This window comes from Agrobacterium sp. 22-3639C2, assembly GCF_053522105.1.
The window spans coordinates 790,456-809,193 of sequence record NZ_JBNWDB010000002.1; the positions used below are offsets into that span (position 1 = coordinate 790,456).

The window sequence follows — 18,738 nt, forward strand, 5'->3', positions numbered from 1 at the left end:
TCTATGCCTAAAGTGCTCAACTGGATTCGCGGTCGTAAACAGCCAGCCCCCCGCGACGACCGGAGGCGGCGCAGAATAGACCTCGGCGACAAATCTCCGTCTTTTCCGATCTATGCCATTGGCGACGTCCATGGCAGCCTCGATCTGCTTTTGCAGGCGGAACAGAAAATCCTTGCCGATCTCGCAAGCAATCCATCCCCCGCTCTGGTTATTCTTCTGGGCGACTATGTCGATCGTGGCCGGGATTCCTGCGGTGTTCTCCAGCATCTGCTGCAACCACCGCCGGCGCCCCTGCGCCGCATCTCGCTTTGCGGCAATCACGAACAGCTCTTCAGCGATTTCCTCGAAAATCCGCAAGACAACATGCACTGGCTGGATTTCGGCGGCCGCCAGACGCTTTTGTCCTACGGGGTCGATATCAGCTACTTCATGAACAACGGCCGTCTGCGGCTTCAGCCGTTCAGGGATGCGCTGATTGGCGCGATCCCGCAGGCCCATCGGCAACTTCTAGTCAGCCTGCCTATCTGCGTCCGCATGGGACCCTATTTTTTCGTTCATGCCGGCCTCAAACCCGGGGTGCCGCTTGAGGCGCAGACCGATGAGGACATGTTGTGGATCAGGGAACCCTTCCTGTCGGAAGGGGCGGGACTGGACCTTCTCATCATCCACGGCCATACGCCGGCGCCGGAACCACAGACAGGTCCGCAACGGATCGGCATCGACACCGGCGCGTTTACGACGGGCAGGCTTACCATTCTAAAGCTCACGGATGCGGGGCCGCGACTTATTGCCTGATGGCTTGCCATCGTTGGATCAGGTTGCACCAGCCAGACGCATCACAATCGCGATTTATTTGCCCTTCAGAATATTGCCGAGCACCGTCATTTGCCGGCGGTTCCATTCGACAGCGTCAAGGAACGCATTGTTTCCCAATTCCTGCCGCTGCTCCCGACTGGAAGAGAGCCTCATAATGGCATTGGCAAAGGCCTGATGATCTCCATCTTCAACGACAATTACGCCACCACGATATCCTTCTGAAAGCCCCCTCACACCCGTCTGGGTGCTGATCGTTGGGACACCCGCAGCCAGAGCATCAAGCAGTTTTATATTGATGCCCGTGCCAAGCGTGATAGGATTGATAGAAAGTGGCGCGCGTGTGAACGCATCCTTCAAGTTCTCCACCCGGCCAAGCTTGAGAACCCCCTCAATGTCCTCGACCTTGCCACATATGCTGCCCGCCAGCACCAGGCGAATGTCCGGACGGGCCGCCCTGACCAAAGGCAGGACATTGTGAAGGAAACTATTGAGAGAAATGACGTTCGCGTCGTTGCCTGAACCGAGAAACAGAAAATCAGCGGAAGTGAAGTCTTCCACTCTCTGGCCGAGATCCAGAATATGGCTCACCGTTTCAACCGCCGGCGGCTCTCCTGCCAGCCGCTGCTTGAACGAACGTTCCTCTTCTTCCTGTATGGCGACAACGACATCGGCGCGGCGGAATGCCTTGCATTCCACGTCCGGCGGAACCGAGAACCAGTACCCAAATCTGTTGGCCGTGTTCACGAACGCCTTGTGACGATCGGCGAAGGAATCGTGCGTGTCGAGAATGCGAAGCACATCATCCGGCAGCCCAAGAAAAGCTCTCGAATGAAAGGCATATTCGACGATAACGGCGTTAATCCCGAGTCGACGCTGAAGATCCAGGACCTGCCTGCCTATTTCCGGATAATAGAACTCGTCGAGGTAATTGTAGAAACCGCTGTCGCGGCCAAGGAGCCGTTGAATTTTCCGACGGGTTCGAAATGCGGTCAACCCAATCTCGAACCTGAAGTCGTCGATGAGCCGTGCTGCAAACCCGCATGTTTCCCTGGACACGACGTGCATATGTCCGGCCCCAAACTCGACCTCATGGGCCGCGGGATCGAAATCAGCTATCATCGGAGTATCGACATAGACGAAATGCACTTCATGTCCGAGGCTACGCACGGCGCGTGTCAGCTGGAGAATCCTGTTCCGCGCACCCTCGTTGGCGGGAACGGCAGGGAATACGGAAACAAAAGCGACTTTCATGAAAATGACTCAAGGCTGCTTGGCGAAGGTCTCGAACACCTGAAAATTCCTTTTGGAAAGGTCCAGAATTTCAGGCAGCTTTTTCCCGACTTTTTCGCGAATCTCATCGGCCTGATCCACGAAATTGATCAAGGCATTCTTGATGCCATCATCCGTATGGAACTTGGCGGGCGAAAGCAGCTCAGCCGCGGAGAGACCGAAATGCTGGTACAACCCTTCGAACTTGCCTTGATACGCAATGCATATCACAGGAACGCCCTTGCCCAGCGCAGCGATCGCAAGATGCATGCGTCCGCTGACGAGGCCATCGAGTTTACCGGCAACGCCTTTTAAAACCGGGGCTGGCCATCTGCCATCCAGATATCGAACCCTGTCCGTCTGTGAAGATGGAGCAAGCTCGGTAATGGCCTTGAGGCAGGCCTGATCGCCCACGTCTTTCCTGTAGTCATGCGGAATGACCAGCCAGCAGACCGGTCTTGCATCGGCAACGAACTCCAGTGCTTCTGCCCCGCGCCTGATGATCGCCGCGATCTGCGCGCTATCCGCATTCTTGAACAGCATGGGATGCAGATTGAAGCCCATGACCCTGTATCCCTCGGCGCGCTTTCGCGCGATCCACGAGATCGTATCTTCATCGGGTTCCGATGGGACAAGACTAAATGCAGAATCGGAAACCAGTGCCGCCTTGGCCGTGGCAAAGGCGTTCAGACGCTCGAGGGAAACAACGTCACGCACATTGAGCGACACCCCCGGATGAAGGGAGCTGTAGAACTTCGCCAAAGCGGGGTGCGGCGTTTCATTAAAACTGAAACCGAGGATAACGTTTTTGATCCCGGCAGCGGCAGCCAGATCAGCGCTTGCCAGAAGTTTTGCGCTGACCAGCGGATGATAATAGCCATCCATCACGTCGGCGCCGACAACGACGATGCAATCGTACTTCCGCATCGCGAATTGCTGGGCAAGGGCCTGGATGAAGTCAGGCTTTCCAAAGATATCGACGGTAACAAAGCCTCTCTGCAAAGCAGAGTCGCCAAAATTCGTTCCGTCGACGAGGATGTCTATCTCGACACTGGGATTGCTCGCACGGGCATTCTGCACGGTCGCCGTGATCATCGCGTCATCGCCGGCGGAACCGAACAGCGTGATGGGATCACCAGCCACGATCAAAAGCCGGTTCAGCCGATCTCCGACGTTGATAGGCTTGATACTGTGCTTCAGCGCTTGCAGATCATTGAAGAGTTGCTGGACCGCATTATCCAGATTGCGCCGCTCGTTATATTGCACCAGCTTCCGACGCAGTGGTGCAGGGAGTATTTTTTTCACGAGCTTGCGCATTTTCTTTCCTTTCGAGAACCTATTTTGCTCATGATGAGGGCGATGGCGGACCGGGCCTCGCTTCTCGCGGTCAGAGCCAAAAGCAACAGATATGCGACGCCAAACATACCACCGAGCAGGATGCCGGATACGAGGTCGCCCGCACCCAGCATTTTAACTTCAGGTCGCATCCACTGAACGAGCAGGAAGCAGAGACCGCTGGAACCGAAGCTTGGCAAAAGCAGGAGGAGAATTCTCCACAGCTTGATGCCGAGTTCCCGGGCGACAAAATAAAATGTGAAAGGCGTCGAAGTGAGCTGCCCGAAGACAAACACGATGACGATTTCCCGGATGTTTTCCGTCGGGACAAGCAATATCAACAGGATGGTAGAGATTGCCTTGACCGTCCCGGCAATCAGCACCTTATCCGGCCTGCCGCGTGCGGACAGAAACGGGCCGTTTTGAAACTGGACGCATTGCAATGCACCCAGCAGCAGCAGCGGCCGCGCAACCGCGTCGGCACCCTGCCATTGCGCGCCGAACAGGACGTTGCAGATCTCTGGCGCCAACGCAGCGGAGAGCACGAAGATCGGTGTCGAAAAGATCGAAGATATGGTGATGGATTGCTTGTACAGTTCCGCCATGCGCTCCCGCTCGTGCGATATGCGGGACAGCACCGTCAACGAAACATCATATAGCGCCGCCTGAAGCAGCTGCATGAGAAGCTGATAGAGCCTGCTGCCGACGGTGTAGAGCCCAAAGAGAGCAACCCCGTAACGCCCCAGGATCATGACGTCGATAAGCCGCGTGGCTCCGAAATCCACGATGCGCAGACCGAGAGCCGACGAGCCGAAGCGAAGCAATTCGAAAAAAGTGTCGGGCTTGAGCGTGGTGCCCGGAAGCCAGTGCGGTTTGCGCCAGAGCCAGATCAGCGTCACAATGGTTGCAACATAAGTCTGAACGACGAGGCTCCAGACGCCCAGGCCCATGATGGCGAAAGCAATCGCAACGCCACCGCCGATAATATTCGAAATGAAGGTTCTTATTGCCAGCGGCCTGAACGCGAGCGCACGCCGATAATTGACTTCCTGAAAAAGCGAGGCGGTATTCAGCGGCAGCAATATGCAGATTGCCACGATGATCGGTGCCAGCCCTTCCACCTCGAACCAGCTTTCCAGTCTGGGCGACAGCAGACAAACAACGATGACAAACACCGTTGCCAGCGCAACGGACACATAAAATGGCAGATTGACGTCGCTTGGCTCCAGATTTCGTTTCTGCACGATCGCATCTGCGAAACCGAACTCCGACAGCATCTGGATGAGCATCAGAACCAGGCCCGCCGTGGCGACCATGCCGTAGTCGGTGGGGCTGAGGAACCGGGCAAGAACGATGAAAAGAATGGAGGTAAAAAGCTTTCCACCCCAGTTCTGGACGATGGACCAGAAAACGCCTGTTATCGCGGCGCTGCCTATCGAACTTTGCTCCGCCATCAACCTGCCGCCTGCAAAGCCGGTCGTGACAGCCCGACCACCGCAGCGGCCAGAAAACGATCGAAGTCCAGCTTGGGGAAACGGACTTTGCCGATATTGCTTTCTACCATGTGCTCTTTCCTTGGAAGAAACGCTTGCAACGGACCCGGTCCGTTGCCGGTCTAAGATGCGCGTAAGGTTCGGCTTTCCCTGCTTTTCGCCAGCACGTCCTCGTAGAGCTTCACATAGTTCTCACCCACCCGGCGCGAGGTGGATTCCTCGACGATATTTCCGAAATCGGCCTCCGTCGGCAATTGCTCGCGCGAAAGCGTCAACACCCGGCGAATGCGTGCGGCAAGGTCCGTGGCGTTGCCCGGTTCGAACAGCCAGTCGTGGTTGGTCTCGCCGATCAGTTCCGGAATGCCGCCCGAGGCCGCGCCGATGACCGGCACCCCCATCGCGTAAGCCTCGTAGATGGTGCGCGGCGAAGGTTCAGCCCAGAAGGAGGGAACGATGAGCACATCGATCTCTTCGAAAAATTCCTTCGGCTTTGCCCAGCCGACGAACTCGATCGGCAGGTCGCCGGACTGTGCCTTGAAGCGTTCGATGGAATCGTCCATCGCGTGGCCGGCAACAAGACAGCGCCAGTTACCGTGGCCGATTTCCCTGAAGGCATCGACCATGTTGCCGACGCCCTTTTCCGTGTTGATGCGGCCGATATAACCGAAGGTCATCGGCTTGCCGGTTCGGTCGATCTGCCTGCGTGCGACCGGGTCGCCTTCCGGAACCGTGCAGGAATAAAAGATGACGCGGCGCATGCTTTCCGGGAGGTGATGGAAAAGCCCGTGATCGACATGGGTTTTAAGGATTTCCGTGCCGACGCTTGCGACCGCACCGATGTAACGCTGCGTGAATTTCTTGGTGAAATTCACCACCTGACAGCCGAGATGGATGTGTTCGCAGGGCTTGCCGCCCTTGAACATGGCGGCGTTACCGCACAGAAGATCATATTCGCAGATCGTGTGGACGATCGGAATGTTGCGTTTATGCGCCGCCCGCCACACCAGCGTCGTCACATCCAGCAGCGAGTGCGTATTGAGAACATCCGGCTTGAAATCGTCAAGAACGGCTTCGAACTGCTTCTCGACGTTGAAATTCCATTGCTGCTTGATCTTCTGCATACGCCTTTGCTGCGGCGTATATTGTGGCCAGTCCTCCAGCCAGAAATCGTTATTGTGGAACATGCGGTAGACGCTGACGCCATTGCGCACCGTTTTGGGTTCCGCCTGCCGCTCTATGCAGGCGGCACCGACCTCATGTCCCATGGAGACGAGTTCCTCGGCAAGATGTTCGACCGAGCGTTCGCACCCGCCAACGATATGCGGCGGATAAAGGCTGCTAAGATGGAGAATTCGCATACGGATACGCTCTATTTCCTTATCGAAAATTTATGACTTCCGCTTGGCCTCGCCCATGTTGCCGGATACTCCGGGACCAATGAGACATGTGCAAAAAACACAAAAGGCAGAGCAGATTTAACGCTTGAAAATATGAATAACCAAAAATCCACTTTCAAAAAGCACGGGAACTGACGGCATTTCAAGTGCTTTTTTTCGCGGCGCGACAAAAGTCATGCCGTGTTGCGAAAAGAACCTGTCCCGTGTTAGCTTCATTCTCATATGAAAAAACGTACGGGCGGAAGCGGTGAATTCTGTTTCGTCCGCATATAATATCATTAATTTATATATTTATTTCATTTCAGAAACATGGATTTGATGGCGAATGAAGATGCCAAAAACTTCCAGGACAATCTGACATCTTGAGAGGCGCCGCCGATATGATCGCGGCTGCTTTTTATAATCTCGCCGGACCAGGAGACGCAGATGAACGGAAAACAGCCGGTCACCATGGGCCACCTGACACGGCGCGGCCTGCTTTCAGCCGCACCTTTCGCACTGGTTGCCGCCACGGGTGTGCGCCCCGCTTTCGCGCAGACTCAATCCGTTTTTTCGGCCAGCACGGAAGCCTTTGTGGACAGTGTGGGCGTGTGTGGCCATTTCGCCCGCACGAACGGCATTTATCCGGAAAGCTTCGAGCGCATCCTGCCTGAACTGGAAGCGCTTGGTGTGGGCCACCTGCGTGACGAGGGACTGATTACCGCAAGGGACAGCCGCAACAGCCCGGCTTTCCAGCGCCTGCGCAGGATTGTGGCGGCCAACGTTCGCCTCACGATCATCTGTTACGACAATCTCAACCCCTACGTCTCAACGCCACTGAACAGGATTGCCGATTTCTACAACTGGTGCGACGGCGGCATCGAAGTTTTCGAAGGCAGCAATGAACCGACGCTGACGAAAGACCCGGCCAATGCGCCGCGCATTTCGGCAGAGCATCAGGCTGCACTTTTTGCAACGATCCGCTCAACTCCGGCCGTGAGCAACGTACCGCTTGTCGCGCCAAGCTATATCCAGGCGAATACGGCGCTGGCGCTAAACCTGCAGAACGTATGCGACTTCGGCAATATTCACCCCTACGCCGGAATGGAACATCCCGAAACGACTGGGCCGGGGGCGCTCTCCAAATCTGTCGCGGCCTCGGCGCATATAGCAGCCGGCCGGCCGGTGCTCGCCACTGAGATCGGGTACCACACCTCACTGCAACCGAAGACCTCCCATTTTCCCGTCACCGAAGGCATCAAGGCGCGCTACATGCCGCGCACGCTCCTGTGGTCCTTCATCAGCGGCATCCGCCGGGCTTACATCTATGAAATGGTCTCCAGCTTTGCCGAAGACGAGACAAATCCGGAATCGTCCTTCGGCCTGCTACGCCACGATCTGAGCCGGACCCCTGCGTACGGGGCCGTTCGTGCCCTTCTTGCGCTTTGCAAGGCAAGTCGACAAACAGAGCCAGCGGAACGCAGCCTCGCTTTCCTCAACGATGATTCCGAAAGGTTTTCCCTGCGCCTGACAAGACCAGACGGCGCGCTGCTCGCTCCGGTGTGGCTTGGCATACGCGGCTGGCAATGGCCGGCGCGGATCGAAAATCCGCCAGCCGAACATGTAACGGCCTTTTCGGTAACCGGCCCGCATAGCCAAGTCATCGCGCACCGGTTCGGCGATGACGGTTCCGTAAGCCAGCGGGTGATCGCAAGGGAAGGTGGGCAATACCGGCTTTCCGTCAGCGACCAGCTTACGGTGCTGGAGGTTTTCTGAACGGCGTGCGGGCGAAAATTTCCGGCCGACAAATTTTATATATCGTGTCAGCCTATTGCATGATAGCCTTCTGAAATAGAGCACTTTTGCTCGCTGCTGCGAGCGCAAAATATTACTGTATAAATTTTTTCTTTTTATAGATGATGACGATGCAAAAAATTGAAAAAGCGCCTGTTTCCGGGGCGCAGCGTCTCGATATTCTTCAAATGATGCGCGCCCTGGCTGCAATCATGATTGTTGCGCTGCACGCGCAGGTGAACTGGGAGTTCTCGCTCGTCAACCTCCATCTCCTGAGGCTGGGTGCGGGCGTCGATCTGTTTTTCGTCATTTCCGGCTTTGTCATCGTTTATGCCTCCCGGCCGTATTTCGCAGCGGAGGGAGGGCGCTCGGCCTTTCTTGTGCGCCGGCTTCTCCGCATCCTTCCTCTTTACTGGTTCGTGTTGACCATGCGGCTCGCCATGGCCGCGGTCGCCGTTCTTCTCAGCGCCAAAACCTTACCGTCCTTGCAGGCAGTCCTAACCTCCTACCTCTTCATTCCCTATGATAGCATGGGTTATGGTGACGCCTATCCGTTTCCAATCATCGATCTGGGCTGGACGCTGAATTACGAGATGTTTTTTTATGTCGTATTCGCGGTTTTTATCTTCCTGCCGCTGGAACGCGCCGTGCTGACAACAGCGGCTGTGCTGCTCGCCGCAGTGCTCATCGGCTCCAACTTCAGTCTCGCCTTGCCGTTTAGTTTCTGGTTTCAGCCCATCATTCTGGAGTTCGTGGCGGGAATGTTGCTCGCCGTGCTTTTCCTGCGCGGCGTGCGCCTGCCGCCCTTGCTGGGGATTGCGGTGGCCCTTTGCGGCGTGGCGATCTGGACGCTTATCGATCTGAAAAGGTTCGAATTCCAATGCAATCCGGGCTGTTATTCCTATACCCGGCTGCTCGTTTTTGGCGGTGGCGCGATTTTCCTGATGGCCGCGGCAACCCTGACCAGGGGCATCTCCCTGCCCCGTTTTGCGCAGCCACTGGCGAAACTGGGCGATTCCTCCTACGCGCTTTACCTTCTGCACCCATTCATCTTTCGGGCATTCCTGGTTGCTTCCGGCGGCATCACCTGGCCGCAGGAGTGGAAAAATGTCGTCTATCTCATCGTCGTCGCCAGCACCATCGTCATCGCCCACGCATTTCACGTCCTTGTCGAAACGCCCGCAAATATCTGGCTTCGTGACCGGCTGATAACACCCCGGCGAAAAGTCGCCGTGTCCTGACGCCCAGAGAGAAGTCCTAGTGTCTACTATTAAGTATACCCCGAAGTTCCGTTCACAAGTTTATTTTAGCACTTGATCGTTAGCTAGGGCTGTGCGATTTAAAAAGAAAATTTTAGATGTTGGATAACCATATCCAGCATTTCAGCTTACTTAAAATCGTATTTTTTAAAAATTTTGGAGAGTTGTGATGTCCCGCCTTCGTATTGGCTCGGCGCTCACTGGTGCGGTATTGATCACCAGCCTCGGTCTTTTTTCCGCAGTCGCCAACGCCCAGAACGTGGAACCAGCGCCGCCAGCTGCCGGGCAGCAGACGCCGCCGGTACAGATTGCGACAACTGGCGCACCCGTAAAGGCCGCCGACGAAACCAACGCCGCATTTCTGGCTCGCGTTAACAGCTCCAATCCGGACACGGTTTCCCTTGCTGCCGCGGAACTGTTCAAGCAGTCTCCGACGCAGGCAACGGTCAAGGATCTGGCCGGCATCGCTTCCAGCACCGATGCGGCAAACGCCGACATGGCGGGAAAGGTGACGAACGGCTTTCCGATCATTGCCGTTTCCACCAGCGCGGCGCAGTTCTCCGAACAGCTTTCTGGCCTGATCCTGAGCGACTCCAGCCAGTTGCCCACCATCGTCGCACTGGCCCAGAAGGTCGGCAACAAGGACTTCTCCGAAGTTGTCGGCGAAGGTCTGGCACTCGCCTATTCTACGGCGATGCAGAGGGGCAACACGATACTTGCCGCCGCAATCCAGTTGCAGACCAAGGGTGTCGGCGTGCCCTCCGATCTTCTGATCGCCTTTAGCGAAAATATTCAGGGAACGGCTGCCGGTCCGGCAGCGCCTGCGGCAGCTGCAGCTGCTGCCTCACCGATCGGTGGCGCAGGCTCTTCACCTGCAAGCGGCAACAGCATTGGCGGCTCGGGAGCGGCGGGCTCACCAGCCGGTACGGCACAGGCCGGCGGCGGAGCCGCACCGGTTGGCGGTGGCGGCAGCGGTGGCAGCACCGGCAGCGGCGGAACCACCACAACCAACAACTTCTTTGCCGCGCCCCTTTCAACCGGCAGCACCAGCACGCCAGTCAGCACAAGTCCCGTTTGAACCCGGTTTTGCCGCCCTTCCTGCGGGAATGGCGGCCGCCTGTCCTACCATGCAACCGAGACTTGGCGGGTGCCACGCCCGCCAAAAAGAGCGAGGCTGACAGTTGTTGCAAAGGCACGATCCCCTGACTATGGCCGATATCGACAAAAGCGGATTTACAGCCGACTTTATCGATATAGACGCCGTTCTTGCCACGGTCCGCCGACAGTGGCGCGTCGTTCTCGCGGCAGTCGCCATTGCCGGGACAATCGGTCTCGCTTATGCCGCGACGGCCGTTCCGATCTATTCAGCTTCGGCTACCCTTTTGATCGACCGCAACAACAGCCAGGTCGTCGAGCAGCTATCGACGATCGGCGGCGTCGTGGAGGACGAGGCTTCCATTCTCAGCCAGGTCGAGGTCCTGCAATCGGAAACCATCGGGATTGCCGTCGTCGACAGTTTGAACCTCACGGAAAATCAGGAATTCAGGGCAAACCGTGCCTCGCTTCTGAGTTCGATATTCGGCACCATCCGTTCGCTCGTTAACGTTTCGCAGTGGTTCTCGCCGGCAAAAGAGACCGTCATCGATGACGGCACCCTGAAGCGGGCGCTGTCGGACCGGCTGCTGGACGGTCTCAGCGTCAAGCGTATCGGCCGTACCTACGCGCTGGAACTGACCTACAACTCGACATCACCGGTTCTAGCCGCCCAGATCGTCAATGCGGTGGCGTCGGCCTATCTGGTGGACAAGCTGAACTCCAAATACGAGGCGACGAAGCGGGCCAGCGACTGGCTGTCCGACCGTATTGCCGAGTTGCGTCAGCGGGCACTCGACACCGACCTTGCCGTACAGAAATTTCGCGCCGAACACGGCTTGATCGAGACCGGCAATAACGGCCTGCTTTCCGATCAGCAACTGGCCGAGTCCAACAGTGCGCTTATTCTGGCGCAGTCGGAAACAGCCAGGTCGCGAGCGCGGGTACAACGCATCGAACATATCCTTGCCACAGACGATGTCGACGCCGTCGTCACCGACATTCTCGAGAGCTCGGTTGCAAACGATCTGCGCAAGAAATATCTCGAATCCTCGAAGATCGAAACGGAAATCACCCGCAGGCTTGGCAGCAACCATGTTCAGGCGGTGCGTCTGCGCAACGAAATGCAGGAATACCGCCGGCTGATGTTCCAGGAAATCAGCCGTATTGCGCAAAGTTACAAGAGCGATTTGGAGGTTTCGGAAGCAAGAGAGAAATCACTTGCGGAGAGCGTTGCCAAGGCTACCAGCGTCAGCAACTCGGCCAGCCAGACCCAGGTTCAGCTCCGCGAATTGCAGCGTGAGGCGGAAACTTACAAGAACATGTATCAGACCTTCCTGCAGCGTTATCAGGAAGCGATGCAGCAGCAATCCTTCCCCGTAACGGAAGCACGCGTGATTTCGAGGGCAGTTCCGCCCAACATTCCAAGCAAACCGAACAAACCGCTACTTTTGGCGCTGTTCATGATCATGGGCGCCGCGGCCGGCGGTGGCATCGCCATGTTTCGCGAGTTCCGCGACCGTTTCTTCCGCACCGGAGAACAGGTTCGCGACGTTCTCGGGCTGGAATTTCTGGGCAACACCCCGCTCGTCCAGAACAAGCCGGGCACGGATGTGTTGCCAAAGGGACAGGAGGGGCCGCCTACCGCCACACGCCCGTCCAGCGTTGCCCGCTACACTGTCGATCACCCGCTATCGTCCTTCGCCGAAACGCTGCGCAGCACACGGCTTGCGATAGATCTTGGCATTCCCCCGAAAACCGGCGCGCGGGTGGTGGGCGTCGTATCGGCGTTGCCGAGCGAGGGCAAATCGACGATCTCCATCAATCTGGCTCAGCTTCTGGCCGGACAAGGAGCAAGGGTTCTTCTGCTGGATGCGGATATTCGCAACCCGGGCGCCACGCGCGCTTTGGGGCGCCATGCTGCAGAAGGCCTGCTCGAAGTGCTGTTAGAAGGCCGCAATATGCGCGATGTGCTGCTGCACGACGAAAAGACGCGGCTCGCTTTCCTGCCAACGGTCGTCAAGCAGCGCGTACCGCACTCCTCCGAGCTGCTGACATCGGCGCAAATGTACAAATTGCTGGCCGAAGCGAGCAGTCTCTTCGACTACATCATCGTCGATCTGCCGCCTCTCGGGCCGGTGGTGGACGCCCGCGCGATGGCCGGCCGGATCGACGGTTTCGTCTTCGTCACAGAGTGGGGCAAAACCGCCCGCAGGGCGGTACGCAATACAATTGAAAACGAAGTCCAGATCCGCAAGAAGTGTCTCGGTGTCATCCTCAACAAGGTGGACACGGAAAAGCTGAAGCTTTACCGGGCTTACGGTTCAAGCGAATATTATCACGCGCGCTACACGCGATATTACCATGATTAGGCGGGACGGAATGGCGGGCCTGCGTAAATTCTTCGCGGTCGTGCCGGTTCTCATCCTTTCCGTGTTTGTTTTATCCGTCGCCGCACAGGCGTTTTCCGAAACTCGGCGGTTTTCCGATGTCGTCGCCTTGGCAAGAATTGCCGACGACAAAAGCGGCCTGGCGCACGATCTTCTGGCGAAGACGGTCGATGGGCTGCACCCCGTCGTTGCGGAGAAAATCTGCCGTTCGGATATCGTCAAGGCCGGGTTACGGCTCGTTCTCGCAGATCTCGATGCAAATGGCCAAGATGCGACGTCGGAGGCCGGTACGGCGCGTCTCGGCTTTGCCGAAAGCTATATTCGTCACGCGCTCTCCTGTTTGCCTGCAAATGGCGATGTGTGGCTGCGTCTTGCCATGGTTCGTTCGCTGCGTAACGCCTCGCCAATGGAAATCGCCGTTCTGATGAATTTTTCCCAACTTTACGGGCCTGCAGACGCCAACCTGATACGCGGGCGCTTCGTGATGTGGCAGCAATTTCCAAAAGACACACTGCCTCAGGCCGATGCGGCCCGCAATGCGGACACGGCAGTCGTCTGCGGGAAGGAGGGGGAAATCCTGCGCTGGACCCTGCGGAAGATCTGTCCGCAGCAGCCGCAGGCCGGCATGAAACGCACCGTGCCGCTTCCGTGACATAGCGGCCTGCCTCGTCCTCTACCTTAGACATCGTCGCAGCAACAGTTATTGCAAAGCCGAAAGCCAATGTCGTCCATCGAAGCCCAATCAGAACCGCTATCCTCATCGCCACCGCGACCGGTTGCGTTTCCAGACTATTTTCGGACGGCCGCCATAGTCATCTTCTGGGCTATCTTCCTGCTTGCGCTTCTCAATCGCGGCGCAACCGAAATCGAGAGCCGTATCGTCGTCACCGTTGCAATTTATTTGTTGCTCGTGCCCGCCATCCTGTTGTTCGGGCCGCCCCGGGCTGGTTCAAGCTTGGCACTTGTGGCGACCTGCCTTTTGCTGGGGGGACTCATCATCCAGATGTGGCTGCAATCATCTGTGCCGGGTATTGCTCCACCCAATCCCGCCTGGTCGACCGCCGCCATGTTTATGCAGTTCGCGCCCGACGCCACGGTTTCGCTCACCCCGGCGGATGATCGGCTCGGCCTGTTAAGCGCCGCCCTGCCCTTCGGCGCCTTCATGGCCGGCCTCGTCATTTTCGATACCGACGAGCGCGCGGCAAAAGCGCTGCGATGGTTCGCAATTGCCGGCGGATGGCTGGCACTGTTGTCAATCGTGCAATTTCTGCTTTTTCCAGAAACACTCGGCTTCATTCAGAAGCGCTTCTATCTCGGCAGCCTGACCGGCCTTTTCGTCAACCGTAATACCGCCGCCACCTTCTTCGGTCTCATTCTCCTGACCCTCGTCGTGATGCTGCACAAACGGCTGACGGCTCCAGACTGGGGAATGGTCAGGGCGCTGGTGGCAAATCGCCTGACCGTTCCAGTCGGCCAGAAACGCCTCATCCGCAAGGCCGCCTTCATCGGCGTGCTCACTGCCTTTTGCTTCATCGCCCTGATGCTGACCGGATCGCGCGCCGGCATCGCATCAAGCTTTGCGGCACTGAGTTTCCTCATTCTTCTGACCGTCTTCAACTCACCCATCAAAACAGGCCGCAACGCGGCTGCCCTGCGTCGCAAGCGGCGCGGCACGAAGCGCCGCGCGGCGATCGTGCTCGCCATTACGCTTGGCCTGTTCCTGCTCTTCGCCAATCGCGTGGCGCTTCGCATGGAAACGCGATTGGAAGACGACATGCGCTTCTGCTACATGCCGGGCATCGCGCGTGCCATTTCTGACAGCTGGCCTTGGGGAACCGGCCTTGCAAGCTTTACGGAAACCTACGCGCCCTATCACGCGGCGCAATGCGGGGTGGACGCCATCGTCACCCACGCCCACAATGTCTATGCCGAGGGACTGCTGACGCTCGGCCTCGCATTTCCATTTTATGCGGCTTTTTTCGTGCTCGTCCAAATCGCCATTTTTATTCGCGGGGCGCGCAAACGCAAAAACTACCGTTACGCCTCCCATCTCGGCCTTGCCGGGCTGCTGCTCGTCGCATTGCATTCGACACTCGATTTTTCGCTGCAGATCCCCGGCTTCGCAATGGCTTACGCGGTATTCCTTGCGCCCGTCGCCACGCTTTGCCTGAACCCACCAGGGGTTGGACGGGACCGTTCGCGGCGGCGCGAACCATCTCCAAGCGATCCCGCAATGCCGGCCTAGATCAGTCCGGATGGGCAGCAGCCTTCATTTCGCTGATGCGCAATAGTTGTAACGATTACAAACCACACAAAGACGCGAGAATTTGGGCATGCGGATATTGCAAATAACGTCGCTGTTTTCTCCGGACCGGGTCGGCGGCGCGGAGATATTCGTGGAAGACCTCGCGCGCGGGCTGGCGGAAAAGGGCCACACGGTAGCGGTGGCGGCGATCTCCCGCAAACAACAGGCCGTGGAGCTGCGGGATGATTTCGCCGTTTACCGCCTCGGACATACCACGCCGTTTTTTATCGGGGACTGGGAACAGCAACCCGGATGGAAGCGAAAATACTACAAGATCGCCGTGCAGCTGGATCCGGGTCTCCTGCGCCGGCTTGCCCGCGTCATTGATGATTTCCGGCCTGATGTCGTCAACACCCATTCGCTGTCAGAGCTGACACCGCTGGTCTGGCCGATGATCCGCAAGCGCGGCATTCCGCTCGTCCATTCCCTGCACGATTTCACCAGCATGTGCACCAACGGCTCCCTGTTTCACGACGGGCACATCTGCGACGGCACCAGCAAAAAATGCCGCGCCTTCTCTTACCTGCACCGGCGTTGCCAATGCGCCGTCGACGCTGTCGCCGGTGTCGGCCACGATATTGTCGAGCGCCATGTGCAGGCCGGCTTTTTCACCCATGTACCGGAAAGCCGCCGCACGGTCATCTGGAATGCCATCGCGCTGCCAGCTTCACAGACACAGCGCATTCCACGCGCGCCTGGGGACCCGCTTGTTTTCGGTTATCTGGGCCGCATCGAGGCGCCCAAGGGTGCAGATCTCCTGATCGAGTCGCTGCCGCTCCTGCCGCCGAAGGGCTGGCGACTGGTCATGGCGGGTCGCGCGCCGGGCGGCATCGAAGCCTACGAGCAAAAAACCGCCAACCTTCCGGTCGAATTTCCCGGCTACGTGGACGCCGATAGTTTCTTCGCCGGTATAGATTGTCTGATCGTTCCACCACTCTGGCCAGAGGCTTTCGGGCGCACGGTCGCTGAATCTATTCTACGCGGTGTGCCGGTTCTCGGCGCCAATCTCGCCGGTGTCGCCGAACAGATCGGTCGGGACCGGCCGGAACGCCTTTTCACGCCGGGCAGCGCCGCCGAGCTTGCCGCCCGCATGACTGACGCGATGCGCAACCCCGCCATTCTCGCGGAAACACCGGAAACCAAAGCGCGCATTTCGCAGGGTGTCGCGCCCGAACGGGTAATCGGGGCATACGAAGCTCTGTATTCGGAGCTGCGCAGCGGCATCAGGGCATGAGCCGTAAGATTTCACCCCGGGGACATGACTTCTAGACGTCAGGTCTGTTCATGGAAAATCTGCGCATAGCTTTCCGCCGCCTTCTGCCATGAATACAGCTTGCGGTTTTCATAACCAGCCTGGCGAAGATCGCTTGCCAGATCCGGCTCCCGAAAAAGCCGCTCAAGTGCCGCGACAAGGCTGTCAGAGTCCGCGGGATCGAAGGTGAGTGCGCCCTTTCCGGCGATCTCCGGCGTTGCGGAACGGTTGGAGCAGACGACCGGACACCCCAGTTGCTGCGCCTCCAGCACCGGCAGGCAGAACCCTTCATATGTGGAAGGCACGCAAAGGCAGGCGGCGTGGCGGTAAAGGTCTGCCAGTTGATGGTCGTCTATGCCGGAAAGCCGGATCAGTCGCGCCTTCAGCTCCGGATCATCGAGCACGCTGCCGATTTCCTCGGCATCGTCGCGGCCAACATGCACGACGTGCAAATCAGGCCTAACCTTGCCAATCACGGCAAAAGCCTTGCCCAGAAGCGAAAAGTTTTTATTCGACGTCGCGTTTCCGACCGCCAGTATGTAGGGCGCGGCAACTGGCGGCGGGCCGTTTAAACTCGCTAGATCGACATTCAGGGTGCTGTCAGAATGGATAGTCAGGCTTTTTCCAGCAGCCGATGGATAAAACTGCGCCAGATCCTTTCGCGTCGCTTCCGATACGCAGGTGATCCGGTTCGAACCAGCCATCATCAGTCGAAAGATCAAATCCGTCGTCAACGTCGCCCGCCAGCCGATCTGTTCGGGGATGGTCTTGAAATAAAGATCGTGAACCAGGGTGACGCGCCGTTTGCCGCCGCTGGGACTTCCGAAGGGATCGGCGTTGAACAGCACATCGATGCCGAGCTTGCGGCAAAGTGCCGGCAACGTCATAGCCTGACGCAGCACATCAAACACCATGATACGCGGCCGCGGCGTCTCAATCAGCTGAAGGCGGCTTTCGCGCAGGTTTTCGGGCAGCTGTGCCCGCGTCCAGGGAGAGCGCAGGATGTAGTCGTCCCGCGTCTGATCCAGCAGCCGCTCCAGCAGGCTGAAGGTCACGCGGGCGACGCCGGAAGGTTTGCCGCCATACTGGCTCGGCATGTTTACGAGAATACGCATCCTGACCCTTCCGCTTGCCTGCACTTTCTGCCCGAATTGATCGCCAAGAGGCCCCTCACACTGCTTCCGACAGCAAAGCGGAAACGGACCGGCAGGTCTCCTCCAGCGAAAAACGCCGGCTCACATCCTCGCGGCCCTGCTGCGCCAGCCTTTCCGCCAGAGCCGGCTGCGACAGGATGCAGCCTAGTGCTGCCGCAAGCGCCGATGCGTCGCCCGGCGGCACCAGAAGACCCGTTTCGCCGTCCCTAATGATTTCGGTAACCCCACCACCGCGTGTAGCGACAACTGGCCGCCCGCACATCATGGCCTCCACCACCACCCGCCCGAACGGTTCGGCGACAACAGAGGTGTGGGCAACGGCATCCATCGATGCCATCAGCTCTGGTACATCCGACCGGAAACCGAGGAAGCGGACACGACCATCCAGACCGAGACGGGATGCCTGCTCGCGGATGCGCGTCTCATAGGCGTCCTGCCCGAATAGCGCTCCGCCAACGATGACGGCCTGAACGCCATCCATCGCCGCGATCGCGTCCAGAAAGACGTGTTGCCCCTTCCATTCGCTCAGCCGGCCGAACAATCCGACAAGCGGTTCAGGACCAAGGCCCAATTCCATACGCAACCGCGTAGCTCTGCCGGGATCGTGGGCCACAGCCTTTGCGGGGTCGAAGCCGTTATAAACGATGCGGACCTTTTCTGCCTGCCCGCCGGCTTCAACGAAAGCCCGGCCGGTTTCCTGCGAATTGACGGCCACCAGCCTTGCGAAAAGGCGCGCGAATGCCAGCGAGGCATGGCGATTGGCGGAGCTGAATGCGGGATCGGTGACTATATCGTGCAAAACCCAGACAAGTGGGCGGCGGCTGAGTTTCGCGGCAAGCGCGCAAACGAACAGCGCCTTCTGCGAATTGGCGCAGATTACGTCGTAATGTCTCGCCTGCTGGCTCAATTGCCAAGCGACGGCGACAACATCGGCCGCGCCACGCAGCATTGCGCCAAACGGTGAGTCACGGCGGATCGACAGCATTTTTTCGCCAGCGGATAACATGACCGGAGGCCTCCCGGCCGCTGCCAGATCATCAGCAGCACCACCGCCACTGAGAAAACAAGCTCGCCAGGAATGCGGTCCGGCCTTGACGAGGTCCGTCAGAAAAAGCTCGGCGCCACCCTTCTCTCCTGTGTGACTGACAAATAGAGCGGATGTCATGACATCACCTGTGAAGTATCAGAGCACCCAAGTTGCCA

14 protein-coding genes are annotated in these 18,738 nt (G+C 58.1%); 8 read left to right on the forward strand and 6 right to left on the reverse strand.

What is annotated here, in order from left to right; all coding sequences use genetic code 11:
- The first annotated feature begins 3 nt into the window (after positions 1–3).
- Positions 4–795: a metallophosphoesterase family protein gene (locus ACQZ6D_RS11290; RefSeq protein ID WP_003511251.1), complete on the forward strand. Its 792-nt coding sequence runs from the start codon at positions 4–6 to the stop codon at positions 793–795.
- Positions 796–849: 54 nt separating this feature from the next.
- On the opposite strand, the gene ACQZ6D_RS11295 is transcribed toward ACQZ6D_RS11290, so the two are convergent.
- The 4 genes from ACQZ6D_RS11295 to ACQZ6D_RS11310 form a co-directional block, all read right to left on the reverse strand.
- Complete coding sequence (locus tag ACQZ6D_RS11295) at positions 850–2,067, reverse strand: glycosyltransferase family 4 protein (RefSeq protein ID WP_448729932.1); 1,218 nt, start codon at positions 2,065–2,067, stop codon at positions 850–852.
- Between the two features lie 9 nt (positions 2,068–2,076).
- A complete protein-coding gene (locus ACQZ6D_RS11300) occupies positions 2,077–3,402 on the reverse strand; it encodes a polysaccharide pyruvyl transferase family protein (protein ID WP_448729933.1) in 1,326 nt (441 codons plus the stop codon).
- Positions 3,387–4,874, reverse strand: coding sequence for a lipopolysaccharide biosynthesis protein (locus ACQZ6D_RS11305; protein ID WP_035199578.1), 1,488 nt, complete (start codon positions 4,872–4,874; stop codon positions 3,387–3,389). The genes ACQZ6D_RS11300 and ACQZ6D_RS11305 overlap by 16 nt, the downstream gene beginning before the upstream one ends.
- Positions 4,875–5,035: 161 nt before the next feature.
- Positions 5,036–6,271: a glycosyltransferase family 4 protein gene (locus ACQZ6D_RS11310; RefSeq protein WP_448729934.1), complete on the reverse strand. Its 1,236-nt coding sequence runs from the start codon at positions 6,269–6,271 to the stop codon at positions 5,036–5,038.
- Positions 6,272–6,736: 465 nt separating this feature from the next.
- On the opposite strand from ACQZ6D_RS11310, the gene ACQZ6D_RS11315 reads away from it, so the two are divergent.
- The 7 genes from ACQZ6D_RS11315 (at position 6,737) to ACQZ6D_RS11345 (ending at position 16,363) form a co-directional block, all read left to right on the forward strand.
- The gene (locus ACQZ6D_RS11315) at positions 6,737–8,065 is read left to right on the forward strand and encodes a hypothetical protein (protein ID WP_448729935.1); all 1,329 of its coding nucleotides are present in this window, start codon (positions 6,737–6,739) and stop codon (positions 8,063–8,065) included.
- Between the two features lie 140 nt (positions 8,066–8,205).
- Positions 8,206–9,324 carry an acyltransferase family protein gene (locus ACQZ6D_RS11320; protein WP_448729936.1) on the forward strand — a complete coding sequence of 373 codons (1,119 nt, stop codon included), beginning with the start codon at positions 8,206–8,208 and terminating at the stop codon, positions 9,322–9,324.
- Between the two features lie 187 nt (positions 9,325–9,511).
- Positions 9,512–10,420: a hypothetical protein gene (locus ACQZ6D_RS11325; protein WP_448729937.1), complete on the forward strand. Its 909-nt coding sequence runs from the start codon at positions 9,512–9,514 to the stop codon at positions 10,418–10,420.
- Positions 10,421–10,550: 130 nt separating this feature from the next.
- Positions 10,551–12,806: a polysaccharide biosynthesis tyrosine autokinase gene (locus ACQZ6D_RS11330; RefSeq protein WP_065704374.1), complete on the forward strand. Its 2,256-nt coding sequence runs from the start codon at positions 10,551–10,553 to the stop codon at positions 12,804–12,806.
- Positions 12,807–12,816: 10 nt separating this feature from the next.
- A complete protein-coding gene (locus tag ACQZ6D_RS11335; RefSeq protein ID WP_080801510.1) occupies positions 12,817–13,476 on the forward strand; it encodes a hypothetical protein in 660 nt (219 codons plus the stop codon).
- A 69-nt stretch (positions 13,477–13,545) separates the two neighbouring features.
- Complete coding sequence (locus ACQZ6D_RS11340; RefSeq protein WP_080801513.1) at positions 13,546–15,069, forward strand: O-antigen ligase family protein; 1,524 nt, start codon at positions 13,546–13,548, stop codon at positions 15,067–15,069.
- 88 nt (positions 15,070–15,157) lie between these two features.
- Entirely contained in the window at positions 15,158–16,363 is a 1,206-nt protein-coding gene (locus ACQZ6D_RS11345; RefSeq protein ID WP_448729938.1) for a glycosyltransferase family 4 protein, read from the forward strand.
- A 38-nt stretch (positions 16,364–16,401) separates the two neighbouring features.
- Here the strand turns inward: ACQZ6D_RS11345 and ACQZ6D_RS11350 are convergent, their stop codons facing one another.
- Together ACQZ6D_RS11350 and ACQZ6D_RS11355 are read right to left on the reverse strand one after the other, a co-directional pair.
- Positions 16,402–17,496: a glycosyltransferase family 4 protein gene (locus tag ACQZ6D_RS11350; RefSeq protein WP_065704382.1), complete on the reverse strand. Its 1,095-nt coding sequence runs from the start codon at positions 17,494–17,496 to the stop codon at positions 16,402–16,404.
- A 55-nt stretch (positions 17,497–17,551) separates the two neighbouring features.
- Entirely contained in the window at positions 17,552–18,700 is a 1,149-nt protein-coding gene (locus ACQZ6D_RS11355; protein WP_065704384.1) for a glycosyltransferase family 4 protein, read from the reverse strand.
- Positions 18,701–18,738: the final 38 nt, after the last annotated feature.